The sequence below is a fragment of the Limnohabitans sp. JirII-29 genome (genome assembly GCF_003063395.1).
Lineage (GTDB): Bacteria > Pseudomonadota > Gammaproteobacteria > Burkholderiales > Burkholderiaceae_C > Limnohabitans.
Genome location: NZ_NESB01000003.1, coordinates 374,267 through 393,151 on the forward strand (window position 1 = coordinate 374,267; position 18,885 = coordinate 393,151).

Here is an 18,885-nt window from a genome sequence, read left to right on the forward strand (position 1 = left end):
GGGTGCTTAGACCGCCATGATTTCTTGTTCTTTGCTGGCGATCACTTTGTCAATGTCAGCAATGTGTTTGTCGGTCACTTTTTGGATGTCTGCTTCCGCACGTTTTTGATCGTCTTCTGATGCCAATTTATCTTTGACCAATTTCTTGACTGACTCATTGGCGTCGCGACGCAGGTTACGTACCGCAACTTTGGCGTTTTCGCCTTCAGAGCGAACCACCTTGGTCAACTCTTTGCGACGCTCTTCAGACATCGGTGGCATGGGCACGCGAATGAGTTCACCCATTGATGAGGGATTCAAACCTAGGTCGCTGTCGCGAATGGCTTTTTCAATCTTGGCAGACATGCTTTTCTCCCAAGGCTGAACACTGATAGTGCGTGCATCGAGCAAGGACACGTTGGCCACTTGACTGATTGGCACCATCGAACCGTAGTAATCCACTTGCACGGCATCCAGCAAAGCTGGACTGGCGCGGCCTGTACGGATTTTTGTCAGGCTGTTGCTGAAAGACGCAATGGACTGATCCATCTTGGTTTCGATATTTTTCTTGATGTCAGCAATCGTCATGTGTTCCTCCTGAATCTAGGCGTGAAAAGTCTCAAAAACCGTGGGCTCAAGCGTGCACAAGCGTGCCTTCATCCTCACCCAAGACCACGCGTTTGAGCGCACCATTTTTAAAAATTGAAAAGACTTTCACTGGTAATTTTTGATCGCGACACAACGCAAATGCCGTGGCATCCATGATGCCAAGGTTTTGGCTGATGGCATCGTCAAAACTCAGCTCGCTGTAGCGAGTTGCTGTCGGGTCTTTTTTGGGATCAGCGGTATACACACCATCCACTTTAGTAGCCTTGAGCACCATTTCAGCCCCAATTTCAGCGCCACGCAAAGCTGCTGCTGTGTCAGTGGTGAAAAATGGGTTACCTGTACCCGCCGCAAAAATAACAACTTTACCTTCCTCAAGGTATTGCAGCGCTTTGGGACGTACGTAAGGCTCGACCACTTGGTCAATGGCAATCGCAGACATAACCCGTGCCGTCAAACCAGCCTTGTTCATGGTGTCTGCCAAAGCCAATGAATTCATCACCGTGGCCAACATACCCATGTAATCTGCCGTTGCACGGTCCATACCGACGGCACCACCGGCAACACCGCGAAAGATGTTGCCGCCACCAATCACGATGGCGACCTCAACCCCGAGACGAATGACCTCAGACACTTCATCCACGATGCGCACAATCGTGGCCCGGTTGATACCAAATGCATCGTCCCCCATCAAAGCTTCGCCGGACAGCTTGAGCAAAATACGCTTGTGGGCTGGCTGGACTGATGTCATGAGAAAACTCCTTGGTCTATCTTGATGGGGGTGCGAGGTTGACGTCAAAAGGGGAGCCGATGCTCCCCTTTTTGTGATTAGACCGACTGCTTGGCCGCGGCGACTTGAGCCGCCACTTCGGCAGCAAAGTCGTCTACCTTTTTCTCAATGCCCTCGCCCACCACATACAAAGTAAATGCTTTGACGTTGGTGTTCGCAGCTTTGAGCATTTGCTCAACGGTTTGCTTGTCGTTTTTGACGAAAGGCTGATTGAACAAAGACACCTCTTTGAGGTATTTCTGCACAGAGCCTTCAATCATTTTGCTGGCGATGTCAGCTGGCTTGCCAGATTCCGCAGCTTTGGCTGTGGCGACTGAGCGCTCTTTCTCAATCAACTCAGCAGGCACATCGGCACTGGTCAAAGCCACTGGTTTCATCGCAGCCACATGCATGGCAACGTCTTTGGCAGCAGTCATGTCACCATCAAACTCCACAACCACACCAATGCGTGTGCCGTGCAGGTAAGAAGCCACTTGAGCACCTTCGAAACGCTTGAAACGACGGAAGCTCATGTTCTCGCCGATCTTGCCAATCAAGCCCTTGCGCACATCTTCTAGCGTAGGGCCAAAACCATCTTGGCTGTAAGACAAAGCACCCAAGGCCTCTAAAGAGGCGGGGTTGTGCTCAACAATCAACTTGGCTGCTGCTTGGGCCAACGCCAAGAAGCTGTCATTTTTAGTCACAAAGTCTGTTTCGCAATTCACTTCAAGCAACGAACCCTTGTTGCCGTCAATGAAGCTGGCGATCACGCCTTCTGCAGTGATACGACTTGCGGCCTTGCCTGCTTTGCTGCCAAGTTTGACGCGCAGCAGTTCTTCAGCTTTGGCCATGTCACCATCGGCTTCAGTCAAGGCCTTTTTGCACTCCATCATGGGGGCATCTGTTTTGGCGCGTAGTTCAGCGACCATGCTTGCAGTAATAGCTGCCATATGTTTCTCCGTCTTCAGTTCAATTCAATCAGGGTGTGAAAAAGGGGCTGCACGAGCCCCTTCTCAAAGTTGGGGAGTCGCTTACGCAGCGACTTCAACGAATTCGTCACCAGCTTCGGCAACCGCCTTGACCACGTCATTGACAGCGTTGGCACGACCTTCAAGGATCGCGTCAGCGATACCGCGGGCGTACAAGGTCACGGCTTTGGAAGAGTCATCGTTACCTGGAATCACATAATCGATGCCTTCAGGCGAGTGGTTAGAGTCCACCACACCAATCAAAGGAATCCCAAGCTTTTTGGCTTCTGCGATCGCAATTTTGTGATAGCCCACGTCGATGACAAAAATGGCGTCCGGCAAAGTTGCCATATCTTGAATACCACCGATATCCTTTTCGAGCTTCTCGATCTCGCGCTTGAACATCAGCTGTTCTTTTTTCGACAGCGCGTCCAAACCGGCTTCTTGCTGCGTTTTCATGTCTTTCAAACGCTTGATAGAGGTTTTGACAGTTTTGAAGTTGGTCAACATACCACCCAACCAACGTTGGTCGACAAAGGGAACACCAGCACGTTGCGCTTCAGCAGCAACGATTTCGCGCGACTGACGCTTGGTACCCACCATCAAAATGGTGCCACGGTTGGCAGCCAGTTGCTTGACGAACTTGGCTGCATCTTGAAACATCGGAAGCGATTTTTCAAGGTTGATAATGTGAATTTTGTTGCGATGACCAAAAATGAATGGCGCCATTTTGGGGTTCCAGAAGCGGGTTTGGTGACCAAAGTGGACGCCAGCTTCGAGCATTTCGCGCATAGTGACTGACATGTGATTACTCCAAAGGTTGAGTCTAAAATTCAGCCCGTCATCGCCGCTAATTTTCATTTGAAAATCTTTGGCAACACCTTGAGTGGGCTGATTTGCGAGTGATGTTTTAACAAGTCTCCCCAACAAGGAGACACTTACAAAACCCAATGATTCTAGCACAGCAAGCCCCCCAGCACTCCCAGGTACGACCACGCATCGCGAGGCATAGTGCATGAAAGTCGCAGTGATTGGGGCTGGTGTTATAGGGGTGACAACAGCGTACGAACTGGCGGCCCAGGGCCATGATGTCAGCGTCTATGAACGCAGCAGTTCATCAGCCGAAGGCTGCAGCTTTGCCAATGCAGGCGTTATTTCTCCGGGGTATGTAACACCGTGGGCAAAACCAGGGATGACCCTGCATATCTTGAAACATTTGTGGAGGGCTCACAGCCCCGTCCGCTTGTCGCACCCGAGCTGGGACGAAGTCAAGTGGCTGTGGCGATGGTGGCGTGCCTGTGACGAGGACACCTTTATCCAAAATCGAGCGCGTTTATTACGCCTATCAACCTACAGCCATCAAAGGCTGCAGCGCTTGACGGAGCGTCTTCACATAGAGCACGACCGAACACTAGGTTATATGGTGTTGTTGCGCGGCGAACAGGAGCACCAAATGGTGCAACCGTCGCTAAAAATCATGCGTGACGCAGGCTTGAGCTTTAAAACCTTGAGCGCATCAGAAGCACGCAGCGTTGAACCAGCGTTGAACCCCGACACGGCCCTGGCCTATGCCTTGCATTTTCCCAACGATGAAGTAGGGAACTGCCGCCAATTCACCTTGCTGCTGAAAAATATTGCGGAATCTAAGGGTGTGAAATTTCATTTCAATGCAAGCGTACAAGCGCTTTCTCCCAGTGAGCCGCGTCGAATCCGAATCGGCACAGCAGATCCAGGCATCGTGTTCGATGAGGTTGTGGTGTGCGCCGGTTTGGGCAGCGCGCGTCTTTTGGCACCTGTGGGCCTGCATATTCCATTGGCAGCTGTTCACGGTTATTCTGTGAGTGCATCTGTGCGCGAACCGCTGGATGCCCCTCGCAGCGGCGTCATGGATGAACGCTATAAAGTTGCGATTTCAAGACTTGGACAGAGAGTGCGCGTTTCAGGAAGTGCGGAAATTGGTGGAAATGCTCGCCAGCACCACGCAGCCAGCGTCAAGACGCTCTATCGGGTGCTGGACGACTGGTTTCCCGGCGCAGCGCGCACACAAGACAGTGTGCAAGTATGGAAAGGTTCTCGTCCCATGCTGCCTGATGGACCACCTGTCATAGGACCTAGTGGTATTCCTGGTATTTGGTTGAATTTAGGCCACGGATCCAGCGGTTGGGCACTGTCGTGTGGCAGCGCAAAGGCACTGGCAGACAGCATGTCAGGACTGACGCCAGAAATTGACCTTGAAGGTCTTGGCATTGAGCGATTGAAGCCGCAGAGATGACACGTCCTACAGTGACTGTTTGCCCCCTCACGGCGTATCAAGCATGGCCGCTGTATGACACATTGAGCACGCAACACATTGAGGCCGAACTCAAGACGGCTTTACCTGAGCACACCTTGATGGAACGCGCAGGTCTTGCGACAGCACAATTGGCATTGGCCATTGCCCCGCACGCACAAAGAATTTGGATCGCTTGCGGCCCAGGCAACAACGGCGGCGATGGGCTTGAAGCTGCGATTCGCCTCCAGCATTGGGGCAAACAAGTGGTGGTCACTTGGCTAGGAAACAAGCAAAACACGCCAAGTGACGCCCAAAGAGCCGGACAGCGAGCTATCAAAGCAGGCATAACTTTTGCAGAAGATCCACCAGAAACTTTTGATTTGGCCATAGACGCCTTGCTGGGATTAGGTGTGAACAGAGCGCCGGATGGCACCATCGCCAATTGGCTCCATACCATGCAAACCAGCAATGTCCCCGTTTTGTGTATAGATCTGCCCACCGGCTTGTGCGCAGACACGGGGGAATGGCTTCGCAGCGACAACACACATCAAAGCACATCACCACGTCATACCTTGAGCTTACTCACCCTCAAACCGGGTCTTTTCACGGCCGACGGGCGAGACGCCGCAGGCCAAGTTTGGTTTGACGATTTGGTATCCACTCCAACTGACAAAACAGTTCATTCAACACCGCCTGTTGCGTACCTTCAAGTCTCAGTCCACCCGAGCACACAGCGCCCACACAACAGCCATAAAGGCAGTTTCGGGGAACTCATCGTGATGGGTGGAGCATCTGGCATGACAGGTGCGGCCGTGTTGGCAGGCGTGGCGGCACTGCATGGAGGTGCTGGTCGCGTGTATTTGGGCTTGCTGGATGCAGCCTCACGATCCAGCGTGACAGCTCAGCATCCGGCCTTGATGGTTCGCGCGGTGGACACGCTGGAACCAAAAACAGCATGTGTCGTTTGTGGCTGCGGCGCAGGAGATGACGTACGCGCCATCTTGCCAAAGGTGTTGAGCACAGCCGCACAATTGGTGTTGGACGCAGATGCATTGAATGCCATTGCGAGCGATGCATCGCTCTTGCAACTAGTGAGGAATCGAACACAAAACAGGCGTCCCACCGTGCTCACGCCACATCCACTGGAGGCCGCCCGATTGCTCAAATGCAGCACGCGCGACATACAAAACAACCGCCTGCATTCCGCTCAGCAACTCGCAGAGTTGACCGGTGCTGTCGTCGTTCTCAAAGGCTCCGGCACAGTGATTGCCTGCTCAGGGATGACGCCTGTGATCAACCACACAGGGAGTGCTTTACTAGCGACAGCAGGAACGGGCGACGTCCTTGCCGGTTTCATTGGGGCCAAAATGGCACAAGGACAAAGCGCGTTTGAAGCTGCTTGCCATGGCGCACATGCACACGGGCTGATCGCAGACACTTGGCCAACAACAGGCCCAGCGTTGGATGCTGCCTTATTGGCAGCATCCATTCGCTAACCGATCAACGGGGTCTCCGACTCTTACTCTTCACCCCACCGGACTTTTTGACACTGGGTTTACCCGACTTATCATTTGTCTTTGTGAACGCTTTTTTGACAGCGGCCTTGAAGTTTTGCATCGGAGATTTGGTCGTCTCTTTGGGTGAACGTGGCAACACATCCTCGCTGTCACGGACCAAACGAAAGTCAATTTTTCGACCGTCTAAATCCACGCGACTGACCTGAATCCGAACTCGTGAGCCAATGGCATAACGAATGCCAGTTCGTTCGCCACGCAACTCTTGTCGGGCTTCATCAAAGCGGAAGTACTCGCCTCCCAGTTCGGTGATGTGGACCAAGCCCTCTACATACATCGCATCCAAGGTCACAAATAAGCCAAAGCCTGTAGCCGCAGTGACCACCCCACCGTACTCTTCTCCCAAATGTTCACGCATGTATTTGCACTTGAGCCAAGCCTCTACATCGCGACTGGCCTCGTCTGCGCGACGCTCATTGGCACTGCAATGCAGGCCCGCAGCTTCCCATGCCTGCTGATCGGGTGTCGGTTTGGTTTTTAGCTCCAGCTTTTGTGACGGTTCCCGGACACGCGTTGCCAAGCGACGTGCCAGTTTGGCATGTGCTTCACCCGGCGTGGGCAACACCGGCAATTGGTAACGGCGCTTGAGCAAAATAGCCTTGATCACACGGTGCACAAGCAAGTCGGGGTAGCGCCGAATAGGACTGGTGAAGTGGGTGTAGGCCTCAAAGGCCAAACCAAAGTGACCGCTGTTAATCGGGGTGTAAATCGCTTGCTGCATTGAACGCAACAGCATCGAATGAATTTGCTGCGCATCAGGACGCTCTTTGGTCGCTTCTGCAATCGCCTGAAACTCTCCAGGCTTGGGGTTATCGGTGATCGTCAACCCCACACCCGTCGCCTTCAAGTAATTGCGAAGGATGTCTTTTTTCTCAGGTGTTGGCCCTTCGTGAACTCGAAATAAACCTGGGTGCTTGCTTTGCAAAATGAAGTCTGCACTGCACACATTGGCAGCCAACATCGCTTCTTCAATTAACTTATGGGCGTCGTTACGTATACGAGGAATAATTTTTTCAATACGACCACTGTCATCGCACACAATTTGTGTTTCGGTGGTTTCAAAATCTACGGCACCACGGACACGGCGTGATTTCAGCAAAGCACCGTAGACATCGTGCAAGTTGATCAGATCTGGCACACGTTCTTTGCGCTTGGCAGCCTCTGGCCCGCGTGTGTTAGCCAAAATAGCCGCCACTTCGGTGTAGGTAAAACGTGCATGGCTATGCATGACCGCCGGATAGAACTGATAGGCATGGATCTCACCGCTAGCCGTGATCAACATGTCACACACCATGCACAAGCGCTCAACGTCGGGGTTGAGTGAGCACAAGCCATTTGATAGTTTCTCAGGCAACATCGGAATGACCCGACGTGGGAAGTACACACTGGTGGCGCGGTCATAAGCGTCAATATCAATCGCACTGCCCGTCTCCACATAGTGGCTCACATCGGCAATAGCCACCAACAGACGCCAGCCTTTGCCACGGCCCACTTTGGCAGGCTCGCAATACACAGCATCGTCAAAGTCACGCGCATCTTCGCCATCGATCGTGACCAAAGCCACATCGGTCAAATCAACGCGATCTTTTTTATCTTGAGGACGTACCTTGTCAGGCAACCCGCGGGCCAAAGCCAAGCAAGCTTCAGAGAATTCGTGCGGTACGCCGTATTTACGAACCGCGATTTCGATCTCCATGCCTGGGTCATCAACTTCGCCCAAAACTTCTTTGATGCGACCTACGGGCTGTCCATACAAGCTCGGAGGCTCGGTCAACTCGACCACGACAACCTGCCCCGTGCTCGCGCGACCGGTCGCCCCTTTGGGAATCAACACATCTTGACCATAGCGCTTGTCCTCAGGCGCAACTAACCATACGCCGCTTTCTTGAAGTAGGCGGCCAATGATCGGCTGATTCGAACGCTCCATGATTTCGACCACGCGTCCTTCTGGACGCCCTTTTTTATCGAAACGTACCACGCGTGCTTTGACACGATCGCGATGCAGCACAGCACGCATTTCATTTGGAGGCAGATAAATATCTGCCGCTCCATCATCGCGCTGCACAAAGCCATGACCATCACGGTGACCGAAGACGGTGCCTTCAAACTCTTCCAGCAATCCGCTGGTTGTTGATAAATTTTTGATACAATGCCTTTCTTTCCTGAAATGCCCAGGTGGCGGAATTGGTAGACGCACTAGTTTCAGGTACTAGCGAGTAACATCGTGGGGGTTCGAGTCCCTTCCTGGGCACCAATATAAGTTAAATGAAAGCCACCTTCACGGTGGCTTTTGTGTTTTTGCTCTTCAAACAGGCAACGCAACAAGATCATGCCCGTCAGTGGCCACCACACGTGCACGTGTGAATTCACCAACTCGCAAAACTTTGCTGATTTTTTCAGATGGCAACAGCTTGACCACACCATCAATTTCAGGCGCATCTGCGTAGCTGCGCCCCACGCCACCTTTGCGTCCATTACCCGGTGCCTCATCTACCAAAACTTGCAAAGTAGAACCTATGCGACGCTTGAGCTTCTGGATGGACACCTCTTCTGCCACTGCCATGAAACGCGCTTGGCGCGCCTCACGAACCTCTTGAGGCAACATGCCCGGTAATTCGTTGGCTGTTGCGCCATCTACCGGGCTATAAGCAAAGCAACCGGCGCGATCGATTTCGGCTTCACGGACAAAATCTAACAAATGTTCAAACTCAGCCTCTGTTTCACCAGGAAAGCCTGCAATGAATGTGCTGCGAATCACGATCTGAGGACACAACTCTCGCCAACGAGCAATACGCTCTAGGTTCCTCTCACCACTTGCAGGTCTTTTCATGCGTTTCAAGACGTCCGGATGGCTGTGCTGAAACGGCACGTCTAAATAGGGCAACACATGTCCAGTCGCCATCAAGGGAATGATGTCATCCACGCTGGGATATGGGTACACATAATGCAAACGAATCCACGCACCATAGCTTTGCGCCAGCTGTGCCAAGGTCTGCGCCAACTCCAAGGTCCGCGTTTTGATCGGCTGTCCATCCCAAAAACCTGTGCGGTATTTGACGTCAACGCCGTACGCCGATGTGTCTTGGCTGATCACCAGCAACTCTTTGACACCTCCTTCAAACAAAGCACGCGCTTCTTTGAGCACATCACCGATGGGGCGACTCACCAAGTCTCCGCGCATTGAAGGGATGATGCAAAACGTACAGCGATGGTTACAGCCTTCACTGATTTTCAAATATGCGTAATGCTTGGGCGTGAGCTTGATACCTGCTTCACCAAAAGCTTGGGGCACCAAATCCAGAAAAGGATCATGTGGCTTAGGCAAATGTGCATGCACCGCATCCATCACCTCTTGCGTGGCATGGGGGCCAGTGACAGCCAACACGCGCGGATGAATTTGCTGAACCAGATTGGCTCCACCTTCACCGCTTCTCGCACCCAAACATCCCGTGACAATGACTTTGCCATTTTCAGCCAAGGCCTCGCCAATCGTGTCGAGACTTTCTTTGACAGCGTCATCAATGAATCCACAGGTATTCACAATGACCAAATCAGCACCGGCAAAGGTTTTCGATGTTTGGTATCCCTCAGCACTGAGCTGAGTCAAGATCAATTCGGAATCTGTCAATGCTTTGGGACAGCCCAAGCTGACAAAACCCACTTTTGGTGTCGTCACGTCATTCATCAGCGTTTCAGCCTCATCACATCCATCATCTGCTCGGTTTGTTTCTTAAATTGTTGCTGCATCTGTTCTTGCATTTCTGTCAGAACTTGCGTTGATTGGTCGACATATCGCCCCACCAAGCCCTGCATCATGGGAAGGGGCGCCAAATCCTTGGATGTTCCAGCCAACTGAGCTTGAAAATCCATGAAGGTCTGCACGTTCTTTTCCAGATACGACCCCATGAATCCTTGCATGGCGTGGCCATAAAAGCGAATGATGTTGGCCAACATGGGCTCCGTCAAAATCGGAGAACCATCAGACTCTTCTTCCAGAATGATTTGCAGCAAGATGCTACGGGTCAGATCTGCCCCAGTCTTGGCATCGCGCACCACAAAAGGTGTGTTTTCCATGACCAAGCGCTTGATGTCACCCAACGCAACATAGCTGGACGAAGATGTGTCGTAAAGCCGACGATTGGGGTATTTTTTGATGATGCGTCTGTCGTCTTCAGCAGGGCGCATGTAATTTTTGCTGCTCATGAGTCAGCTCCCGTTGTAAACAAAAGCCCGTCACTGCTCTGACAGTGCCGGGCTGGACGGGTAACAATTGGTAGGCGCGATTGGACTCGAACCAACGACCCCCACCATGTCAAGGTGGTGCTCTAACCAGCTGAGCTACGCGCCTAATTGTTCGAAGCCATGAGTATAGCAGACTCAGCGACGACGGGCAGAACGTACACCAGAAACATCGCGCACAGCCGTCAAAACTTTCTGCAAACGTCCCGAGTCACTGACCTCGACCGTGAATGTCATCAAAGCCAACTCTTTGATCGATTGTGTTTGGACGCCGATCACGTTCATTTTCTCTTTGGAAAAAACCTCCGATATGTCACGCAGCAAACCTTGACGATCAAACGCTTCGATATACACATCCACAGGGTAGATCTGATCTTGGGCCTGCTTTGATTTACCCCAGTCGACCTCAATCACACGCTCAACATTACGCAGCGCCATTTGGCGAAAGTTACCGCAATCAGCACGGTGAATGCTGACACCTTTGCCACGCGTCACAAACCCCCGTATATCGTCAGGTGGCGCTGGCTTGCAGCACTTTGCCAATTGGGTCAACAAAGAATCAATGCCGACAACCAACACGCCGCCTTTGGGATTTTGTTCCGTATGGCGCGACTTCTTTAACAGCACGTAGTCATCTGGCGCCAAGCTGGGTTCCGGTGGATTCAGCAGCGTCTCAATGTTACGCAAAGAAAATTCATCTTTACCCACAACCTCAAATAGAGCATCCGAGGATTTGAAGCCAAGTTGAGACGCAAGGTCATCCAGCTTGATGGCCGTCTTTCCCTCACGTTGCAACAACTTCTCAACGGCCTCTCGACCCTTTGCGACAGTCTCTTGCATCGCTTGTGCGTTGAACCATGCCCGTACTTTTGAACGCGCTCTTGGACTCGCAAGAAACCCCAATTCGGTATTCAGCCAGTCCCGCGAAGGCCCGCCTTCTTTCACAGCAGTGACCTCAACAGTTTGACCATTTTTCAACACGGTATGAAGGGGCACCATCGCGCCATCCACACGAGCACCGCGGCAGCGGTGACCTAAATTCGTGTGTAACGCATAGGCAAAGTCAATGGACGTTGCACCTTGCGGCAACTCCACCACAGCAGCATCAGGCGTCAAAACATAAATGCGATCACTCAGAGCATCGGTCTTGGTGGACGGTGCCGCAGAACCATTCTGGGATGCAGATACCAACTCTCGCTCCCAGGCCAGCAATTGACGCAAGACAGCAATCTTGGCGTCATAAGCACCTGAAGCAGATACCCCGGCATACCCGCGTGCTCCGGCTTCTTTGTACGCCCAATGTGCAGCAACGCCCTGCTCTGCATGTTCGTGCATTGCACGAGTTCTTATTTGCACTTCGATGGGTCGTCCTTGTGCATCGCGCACGACCGTATGCAAAGACTGGTACCCATTCGACTTAGGACGCGCAATGTAATCGTCAAACTCTTCAACGATAGGAGTGAAATGTGTATGAACCCAACTCAATACGGCGTAGCAATCTGGCACGGAGGGCACAATCACACGCAATGCGCGCACATCAAACACACGCTCAAAACCCAACGACTTGCCACGCATTTTTTTGACAATGCTGTAAATGTGCTTGGGCCGTCCTTGAACACTTGCCTCAATCCCTTGCTCTTTCAATGCACTGGAGAGTTGTTGCTGCAACTCAACCATGTACTTTTCTCGCTCAGCACGTTTCTCATCCAACCAACGCGCGACTTCACGGTATGTCTCAGGCTCAAGAAATCTCAGGGATAAGTCCTCGATTTCCCATTTGATTTGCCAAATACCCAAACGATTGGCAAGAGGGGCAAAAACATGCAACGACTCATGAGCCAAACCATGAGGCACACTTTTCTTGCTGGCTGCGTAATAGCGTAAGGTTTGTAAACGCGAAGCTAAACGTAAAAGGACAACACGCAGGTCCCGGGAAAATGCCAAGAGCATTTTTCGCACATTCTCGGTTTGCAAGTTCGCAGCAGGTTTGTCAGAGGCAACAACACGTGCCTGTCGTTGCACACGGATCAAACGTACAGTCTCTAAAGCAAGCTCGGCATAACTGGGGCCAAACGCCTTGGAGATCACATCTTCAGGTTTGTTGAGAAACTCTGTCGCATAAACCAAATAGCAGGCTGCTTGCATGGCTTCTGACCCACCAATTTGACCCAGAATAGTGGCCACACCATCTGCATGCTGCAAAACATCTTCGCCGGTATCCAGGCTCGCGCCACTGAACAAAGGTTCGACGAATGCTCGCGCACGCGCCAGTGCATCCGGCTGATCAGGCAAGTCCTGCAACGTCGCATTCAGCATCAAGGGCTGTGGGGAGATGGCTGAAGTTTGTTTCATAAAAGCGAAAAATGCATTCAGTTAACTGACAACTGAAAACTCCATAATGTCAAACGATTCTCATCGTAATTCATATGGAGTTTTTCATGGCTGAACGCACGCTTTCAGGTAAAACAGCATTGGTCACCGGTTCCACCAGCGGTATAGGCTTAGGCATTGCCAAGTGCTTGGCAAAACAAGGCGCCAATATTGTGCTGAATGGATTTGGTGACTACCAAGCCCCCAAAGCCGAGGTGGAGGCTTTGGGCGTCCAAGTTCGCTACCACGGTGCAGACATGAGCAAGGCGTCAGAAATTCAGGCCATGATGCAGTTCGCCAGCGAGTCCTTTGGTGGTGTAGACATCTTGGTCAATAACGCAGGAATTCAACACGTGGCAGCTGTTGAGAATTTCCCAGTCGAACGCTGGGATGCCATCATTGCCATCAACCTAAGTAGTGCGTTTCATACCTCACGGTTGGCATTGCCGTACATGCAACAAAAAAATTGGGGCCGCATCCTCAATGTGGCATCCGTACATGGCTTGGTCGGCTCCGCACAGAAGTCGGCCTATGTCGCCGCCAAACACGGCATCGTGGGACTCACAAAAGTGACCGCCCTGGAAAACGCCACCTCAGGCATCACATGCAATGCCATTTGTCCTGGCTGGGTGCTGACACCTTTGGTCCAAAAACAAGTCGACGCCAAAGCCCACGAACTGTCACTCTCCAACGAAGAGGCAACCAAACTATTGTTGGGAGAAAAGGAGCCGTCCATGCAGTTCACGACACCAGAAGAGTTGGGTGAACTGGCTGTCTTTTTGTGCTCAACAGCCGCCAACAACGTTCGCGGCGTAGCTTGGAACATGGATGGTGGCTGGACCGCACAATAAATCTAGCCATAGACAACACCAAGCATCGAAGTAATTCTTTAGGTGTAACTTACTATGTTTTTTAACTTAGAATTAGTTCATTCATCGGATTACCTTTTAGGCTTGAGTCATGACAAAAAGCAACAGAAAAGTACCGGGAACGTTTGCAGACCGCCTCCGTGAGGCTTTGAAAGATGCAGGCGTTCGTGTCTCAGCAACCATCGTCGCCAGCGAATTCAATTTGCGTTATTGGGGGGATGGCATTTCATCCCATGCCGCGCGCAATTGGCTGATGGGCGTATCCATTCCCAAACAAGACAAACTATTGGTGTTGTCGAGATGGCTGAAGGTATCTCCAGAAGGCCTACTATTTGGCACCCCCCCAGTAGGCACCAACAACGCTGCCGGCAAAGAAGAAGCCATGAACTTGGTTGACCAGCAGTTGATCGCCAGTTACTTTGCCCTTCAACCCGAGCACCGCCGGGTCATTCGTGAAGTCGTTGACGGATTGGCGGCCTTGAGCGCAAAAGATCAGTAAATCAAAGTCAGCGCACGGGCTTCGATGCTCTGCCCCAAACCAACGGGGCCCATTTTTTCAGCTGTTTTTGCTTTCACATTGACCTGATCGACTTCGATCGCTAAGGCTTGTGCAATCCGCAAGCACATCGCTGGTATGTACGTGGCCAACTTAGGTGCCTGGGCAATCACCGTGCTGTCCACGTTGCCTATACGCCAGCCAGCCTCGCGTACCCGGGCCCCTGCCTGTTGCAACAAACCCCAAGAATCGGCACCTTTAAAGCGTGCGTCTGTATCAGGGAAATGGCGCCCAATATCTCCAAGGGCAGCGGCACCTAGCAAGGCATCTGTGATGGCGTGCATCAACACATCGGCGTCTGAGTGCCCAAGTAATCCATGCGTGTGTTGAATTTGCACGCCTCCAATCGTGAGTGGACGACCTTCGACCAACGCATGGACATCCCAACCTTCACCAACACGAAATCTAGGTGTTGTCATCGTTTCATCTCTTTTCCAATCGCAACATAAAAACGGCATGCGCCAAAGCAAAATCCTCTGGATAAGTCACTTTGAAATTTTGGGCACTTGCCGCAACCAGTCGAGGCGCAAAACCTGCAGCCTCCATGGCGCTGGACTCATCCGTCACGTCATGACCGGCATGCGTTAGCGCAGCCCACAGCTCGCCCTTGCGAAACATTTGCGGCGTTTGAGCAAGCCATTTGCTGTCACGCGCAATGGTGCTGCTCACACGGCCACGAAACTCTTGCTTGAGCGTATCAGCCACCGGATGTGCCAACAATCCACCCACAGCATCGCCTTGGCAGGCGTCGATCAGGGCATTGATTTGTTCTGGTGTCACCAAACAGCGCGCGGCATCGTGGACCAGTACCCAGTCTGTCTCTTGCGCGCCTAGTGCAGAAAGTTCACGTAAACCGGCCATCACACTGGCGGCACGGCTAGCCCCACCCACATGGGCCACCGTGAACAAAGGTTGAGGATCGGCTGCCATCACCTCCTCCATGTGGGAGTCATCGGGTGCCACAACCAACAACCCTCGCGTAAGGCGTAACACAGCCGCAAAAGCCCTGAGCGTATGCATCACCATCGGCAAACCAGCAATCTCTTGGTACTGTTTGGGACGCGATGTGCCTGCACGGCTACCTGAGCCTGCACACGGAATCAAAGCGAAGAAGCGGGCAGAGGAATGGGGCATGAGGGTTATAGAGGGATAAATGCGGATCTTCATCCGGTCCACCATTCTAGAATTGCGGCAATGCATCTGCCCTCTTTGAGTCCCGGCAAGCGATTTGCCATGCCCCGCCCTGTTGGTTCTGCGGACGCTTTGCTGTTGGCACAACTCAGCGCACGCGAAAAAACCAACCAACAACGGGTTGCCATCATCACCGCGAACGCGACCGATGCGCAACGTCTACAAGACGAAATGGCCTTCTTTGCGCCTGATCTTCGTTGCGTGCTGTTCCCCGATTGGGAAACCTTGCCCTATGACAGCTTTTCACCGCATCAAGACCTGATCAGCGAGCGCCTGGCAACTTTGTGGCGCATCTCCCAAGGCGAAGCCGATGTGGTGTTGATTCCAGCCACCACCGCCCTCTACCGTTTGGCGCCACCCGCCTTCTTAGCCGGCTATACCTTTCACTTCAAAGTCCGCCAAGCTTTAGACGAAGCCAAGCTCAAAGCACAACTCACGCTTGCAGGCTACAGCCATGTGACCCAAGTGGTGAGTCCGGGCGAATATGCTGTACGCGGGGGCTTGATTGACCTCTTCCCCATGGGCTCTCTGGTGCCTTATCGCGTCGATCTGTTTGACAACGAGATCGACTCCATCAGAACCTTTGACCCTGATACCCAACGCAGCCTGTATCCCGTTGCAGAAGTGCGCTTACTGCCCGGCCGTGAATTTCCCATGGACGACACAGCACGCACGCAATTCAGAAGCCGCTGGCGAGAGCTGCTAGAGGGTGACCCCACCAAAAGCCGGATCTACAAAGACATTGGCAATGGCGTGGCGACTGCGGGTATTGAGTACTACCTGCCCTTGTTTTTTGAAGAAACCGCCACCGTATTTGATTACCTGGGCACCCACGCCACCGTGGTGTTGCACGGTGATTTGGAGCCCGTCATTCAGCAGTTTTGGCAAGACACCCAAGACCGCTACCGATTGGTGCAAGGCGACCCTGAACGACCCGCACTGCCGCCCATCAACTTATTCCTCAATGCTGAGCAGTTTTATGCGGCAGCCAACGTCTACGCCCAGTTCTCGCTGCGGCCGCAGGTCACCGACGTTCCAGACAATGCCTTTGTCCAAACACTGCCAGACCTGACCGTCGTGCGTGGTGCGGCAGAGCCCTTGCAGCGATTGCAACATCACGCCAAGCACACCACCCAACGCTTGCTGGTGCTGGCCGAGAGCGATGGCCGGCGTGAAAGCCTGCTGGACTTCTTGCGCGCGTCCCAGTTCAGCCCGCCTGCCTTTGACTCACTGGCTGAATTCCAAGCCAGCGACGAAAAAATTGGCATTGCTACATCGGCTCTGCAAGTCGGCTTCAGTTGGACCGAAGCAGGCATCGACCTGATCACTGAGACCGAGTTGTTTGCCGCAGGGGCCACCACACGTCGGCGTAAAAAACAAGAACAAATCAGCGACGTCGAGTCACTCATCAAAGACTTGTCTGAGCTCAACCTCGGAGATCCGGTGGTACACAACGCCCACGGCATTGGTCGCTACCGTGGTTTGGTCAACATGGACTTGGGCGAAAAGAACCCGGATGGCACGCCTGCCCTGCAAGAATTCTTGCATCTGGAATACGCCGACCAGGCCGTGCTCTACGTGCCGGTGAGCCAATTGCATTTGATTGGACGCTACACCGGCGTCAGCGCCGACGAGGCCCCGTTGCACAAACTGGGCTCGGCGCAGTGGGACAAAGCCAAACGCCGCGCCGCCGAGCAAGTGCGCGATGCAGCCGCAGAATTGCTCAACATTTACGCCCGTCGCGCAGCGCGGCAAGGCCACCCCTTCCGTTACTCGCCACAAGACTACGAAACCTTCGCCAACGACTTTGGTTTTGAAGAAACGGCAGACCAACGCGCCGCCATCCACGCCGTCATACAAGACATGATCAGCCCACGCCCCATGGACCGCCTCGTCTGCGGTGATGTGGGATTTGGCAAAACCGAAGTCGCCTTGCGCGCGGCCTTTGTGGCGGTCACGGGCGGCAAGCAAGTCGCCTTGCTGGCCCCCACCACCTTGTTGGCTGAGCAGCACTACCAAACGCTCACCGACCGCTTCAGCAAATGGCCGGTCAAGATTGCCGAGATGAGCCGTTTTCGTTCGACCAAAGAAATCACAGCTGCGGCCAAAGGTTTGGCCGAAGGACAAGTCGACATCGTGGTGGGCACCCACAAACTATTGAGCGAATCGGTCAAATTCAAAAACCTGGGTCTGCTCATCATCGATGAAGAACACCGTTTTGGCGTGCGTCACAAAGAAGCCATGAAAGCCATGCGCGCCGAAGTGGATGTGCTCACCTTAACTGCCACGCCGATTCCCAGGACCTTGGGCATGGCGCTCGAAGGCCTGCGTGACTTGAGCGTCATTGCCACCGCACCTCAACGCCGACTGGCCATCAAAACCTTTGTACGCAACGAGGGCAATGGCGTCATCCGCGAAGCCGTGATGCGCGAACTCAAACGTGGTGGCCAGTGCTACTTTTTGCACAACGAAGTCGACACCATCGAAAACCGCCGTGCGCGCCTGGAAGAACTCTTACCTGAAGCGCGCATTGCCGTGGCGCACGGCCAGATGCCAGAGCGTGAGCTAGAGCGCGTCATGCGCGACTTCGTGGCCCAGCGCTTCAACGTGCTGTTGTGCTCCACCATCATTGAGACCGGCATTGATGTGCCAAGCGCCAACACCATCATCATGAGCCGTGCCGACAAATTTGGCTTGGCCCAACTGCACCAACTGCGCGGGCGCGTCGGACGCAGCCACCACCAAGCCTATGCGTACCTGATGGTGCCAGACACCCAAGGGCTGACCAAGCAAGCCGCCCAACGCTTGGATGCGATTCAGCAAATGGAAGAATTGGGCTCAGGCTTTTACCTCGCCATGCACGACCTCGAAATTCGAGGCGCCGGCGAAGTGTTGGGCGAAAACCAAAGCGGCAATATGCTGGAAGTTGGCTTTCAGCTCTACAACGAAATGCTCAACGAAGCCGTGCGTGCGCTCAAAAATGGTGAAGAGCCAGACTTGCTCAGCCCTTTGAGCGCCACCACCGACATCAATCTGCACGCCCCAGCCTTGTTGCCTGACGACTATTGCGGCGACGTGCACCTGCGTTTGTCCTTCTATAAAAAATTGGCCACGGCCAAAACCTCCGACCAAATCGACGCCTTGCTGGAAGAAATTGTGGATCGTTTCGGCAAACTGCCGACACAAGCCCAGACCTTGATCGACGTGCACCGCTTGCGCGTGCTGGCGCGTAGCTACGGGGTCACCAAAGTCGATGCGGCACCTGGCGTGATCCACATCAGCTTCAAAGCCAACCCACCCTTTGACGCCATGCGCATCATCGAGTTGGTACAAAAAAACAAGCACATCAAACTTGCTGGCAATGACCGCTTGCGTATTGAACGTGATCTGCCTGAGCCCAAGGCAAGGGCACACATGGTGCGTGATGTCTTGCGCTCACTGGGCACACCCACAGCGGCTGCACCGCCCGCCCCTGCAACCACCGTGCACTGA

Annotated in this window: 15 protein-coding genes and 2 tRNA genes; 6 read left to right on the forward strand and 11 right to left on the reverse strand. The window is 53.2% G+C overall.

The genetic code is table 11. The features are described 5' to 3' along the window. Positions 1 to 6: 6 nt before the first annotated feature. The 4 genes from frr to rpsB all read right to left on the reverse strand — a co-directional run bounded on the left by frr (position 7) and on the right by rpsB (position 3,126). Positions 7 to 567, reverse strand: a complete 561-nt coding sequence (gene frr, locus B9Z39_RS06890; protein WP_108301145.1) for a ribosome recycling factor — start codon at positions 565 to 567, stop codon at positions 7 to 9. A 46-nt stretch (positions 568 to 613) separates the two neighbouring features. Beyond that, positions 614 to 1,336, reverse strand: coding sequence for a UMP kinase (gene pyrH, locus B9Z39_RS06895; protein ID WP_100146776.1), 723 nt, complete (start codon positions 1,334 to 1,336; stop codon positions 614 to 616). A 77-nt stretch (positions 1,337 to 1,413) separates the two neighbouring features. Further along, on the reverse strand, positions 1,414 to 2,304 hold the full coding sequence (gene tsf / locus B9Z39_RS06900) for a translation elongation factor Ts (RefSeq protein WP_108301146.1): 891 nt from the start codon (positions 2,302 to 2,304) through the stop codon (positions 1,414 to 1,416). An 81-nt stretch (positions 2,305 to 2,385) separates the two neighbouring features. Further along, entirely contained in the window at positions 2,386 to 3,126 is a 741-nt protein-coding gene (gene rpsB, locus B9Z39_RS06905) for a 30S ribosomal protein S2 (protein WP_100146778.1), read from the reverse strand. Positions 3,127 to 3,337: 211 nt separating this feature from the next. Here rpsB and B9Z39_RS06910 point away from each other — a divergent pair, with 211 nt between their 5' ends. Next, entirely contained in the window at positions 3,338 to 4,594 is a 1,257-nt protein-coding gene (locus B9Z39_RS06910) for a D-amino acid dehydrogenase (RefSeq protein ID WP_108301147.1), read from the forward strand. Then, complete coding sequence (locus B9Z39_RS06915) at positions 4,591 to 6,090, forward strand: NAD(P)H-hydrate dehydratase (protein ID WP_108301148.1); 1,500 nt, start codon at positions 4,591 to 4,593, stop codon at positions 6,088 to 6,090. Before B9Z39_RS06910 ends, B9Z39_RS06915 begins: the two co-directional genes overlap by 4 nt. Before the next feature lie 4 nt (positions 6,091 to 6,094). On the opposite strand, the gene rnr is transcribed toward B9Z39_RS06915, so the two are convergent. Beyond that, on the reverse strand, positions 6,095 to 8,287 hold the full coding sequence (gene rnr, locus B9Z39_RS06920) for a ribonuclease R (protein WP_199221176.1): 2,193 nt from the start codon (positions 8,285 to 8,287) through the stop codon (positions 6,095 to 6,097). 50 nt (positions 8,288 to 8,337) lie between these two features. Here rnr and B9Z39_RS06925 point away from each other — a divergent pair. Beyond that, positions 8,338 to 8,422 (forward strand) — tRNA-Leu (locus B9Z39_RS06925). Between the two features lie 51 nt (positions 8,423 to 8,473). Here the strand turns inward: B9Z39_RS06925 and rimO are convergent. From rimO to B9Z39_RS06945, 4 genes are all read right to left on the reverse strand, one after another. Continuing rightward, positions 8,474 to 9,844, reverse strand: a complete 1,371-nt coding sequence (gene rimO / locus B9Z39_RS06930; protein ID WP_369823314.1) for a 30S ribosomal protein S12 methylthiotransferase RimO — start codon at positions 9,842 to 9,844, stop codon at positions 8,474 to 8,476. An 8-nt stretch (positions 9,845 to 9,852) separates the two neighbouring features. Beyond that, complete coding sequence (gene phaR / locus B9Z39_RS06935) at positions 9,853 to 10,371, reverse strand: polyhydroxyalkanoate synthesis repressor PhaR (protein ID WP_100146783.1); 519 nt, start codon at positions 10,369 to 10,371, stop codon at positions 9,853 to 9,855. Positions 10,372 to 10,439: 68 nt separating this feature from the next. Beyond that, positions 10,440 to 10,516, reverse strand: a tRNA-Val gene (locus B9Z39_RS06940). Between the two features lie 29 nt (positions 10,517 to 10,545). After that, positions 10,546 to 12,759: a bifunctional (p)ppGpp synthetase/guanosine-3',5'-bis(diphosphate) 3'-pyrophosphohydrolase gene (locus tag B9Z39_RS06945; RefSeq protein WP_108301149.1), complete on the reverse strand. Its 2,214-nt coding sequence runs from the start codon at positions 12,757 to 12,759 to the stop codon at positions 10,546 to 10,548. 86 nt (positions 12,760 to 12,845) lie between these two features. Between B9Z39_RS06945 and B9Z39_RS06950 the strand changes: the two genes are divergently transcribed. Then, complete coding sequence (locus tag B9Z39_RS06950; RefSeq protein WP_108301239.1) at positions 12,846 to 13,628, forward strand: 3-hydroxybutyrate dehydrogenase; 783 nt, start codon at positions 12,846 to 12,848, stop codon at positions 13,626 to 13,628. Between the two features lie 109 nt (positions 13,629 to 13,737). Further along, a complete protein-coding gene (locus B9Z39_RS06955) occupies positions 13,738 to 14,145 on the forward strand; it encodes a hypothetical protein (protein WP_100146785.1) in 408 nt (135 codons plus the stop codon). Here the strand turns inward: B9Z39_RS06955 and ispF are convergent. Both ispF and ispD read right to left on the reverse strand, forming a co-directional pair. Continuing rightward, complete coding sequence (gene ispF, locus B9Z39_RS06960) at positions 14,139 to 14,621, reverse strand: 2-C-methyl-D-erythritol 2,4-cyclodiphosphate synthase (protein WP_100146786.1); 483 nt, start codon at positions 14,619 to 14,621, stop codon at positions 14,139 to 14,141. The genes B9Z39_RS06955 and ispF overlap by 7 nt on opposite strands. Before the next feature lie 4 nt (positions 14,622 to 14,625). After that, positions 14,626 to 15,336 (reverse strand): 2-C-methyl-D-erythritol 4-phosphate cytidylyltransferase, encoded by a 711-nt coding sequence (ispD, locus tag B9Z39_RS06965; RefSeq protein ID WP_369823315.1) that lies wholly within the window; start codon positions 15,334 to 15,336, stop codon positions 14,626 to 14,628. Between the two features lie 60 nt (positions 15,337 to 15,396). Here ispD and mfd point away from each other — a divergent pair, with 60 nt between their 5' ends. Beyond that, the gene (gene mfd, locus B9Z39_RS06970) at positions 15,397 to 18,885 is read left to right on the forward strand and encodes a transcription-repair coupling factor (protein WP_108301150.1); all 3,489 of its coding nucleotides are present in this window, start codon (positions 15,397 to 15,399) and stop codon (positions 18,883 to 18,885) included.

Excerpts from the sequence above, each read along its gene's own strand:
- frr (WP_108301145.1), bottom strand. The coding sequence starts at position 567 with ATGACGATTGCTGACATCAAGAAAAATATCGAAACCAAGATGGATCAG.
- pyrH (WP_100146776.1), bottom strand. The coding sequence starts at position 1,336 with ATGACATCAGTCCAGCCAGCCCACAAGCGTATTTTGCTCAAGCTGTCC.
- tsf (WP_108301146.1), bottom strand. The coding sequence starts at position 2,304 with ATGGCAGCTATTACTGCAAGCATGGTCGCTGAACTACGCGCCAAAACA.
- rpsB (WP_100146778.1), bottom strand. The coding sequence starts at position 3,126 with ATGTCAGTCACTATGCGCGAAATGCTCGAAGCTGGCGTCCACTTTGGT.
- B9Z39_RS06910 (WP_108301147.1), top strand. The coding sequence starts at position 3,338 with ATGAAAGTCGCAGTGATTGGGGCTGGTGTTATAGGGGTGACAACAGCG.
- B9Z39_RS06915 (WP_108301148.1), top strand. The coding sequence starts at position 4,591 with ATGACACGTCCTACAGTGACTGTTTGCCCCCTCACGGCGTATCAAGCA.
- phaR (WP_100146783.1), bottom strand. The coding sequence starts at position 10,371 with ATGAGCAGCAAAAATTACATGCGCCCTGCTGAAGACGACAGACGCATC.
- B9Z39_RS06945 (WP_108301149.1), bottom strand. The coding sequence starts at position 12,759 with ATGAAACAAACTTCAGCCATCTCCCCACAGCCCTTGATGCTGAATGCG.
- B9Z39_RS06950 (WP_108301239.1), top strand. The coding sequence starts at position 12,846 with ATGGCTGAACGCACGCTTTCAGGTAAAACAGCATTGGTCACCGGTTCC.
- B9Z39_RS06955 (WP_100146785.1), top strand. The coding sequence starts at position 13,738 with ATGACAAAAAGCAACAGAAAAGTACCGGGAACGTTTGCAGACCGCCTC.
- ispF (WP_100146786.1), bottom strand. The coding sequence starts at position 14,621 with ATGACAACACCTAGATTTCGTGTTGGTGAAGGTTGGGATGTCCATGCG.
- ispD (WP_369823315.1), bottom strand. The coding sequence starts at position 15,336 with ATGCCCCATTCCTCTGCCCGCTTCTTCGCTTTGATTCCGTGTGCAGGC.
- mfd (WP_108301150.1), top strand. The coding sequence starts at position 15,397 with ATGCATCTGCCCTCTTTGAGTCCCGGCAAGCGATTTGCCATGCCCCGC.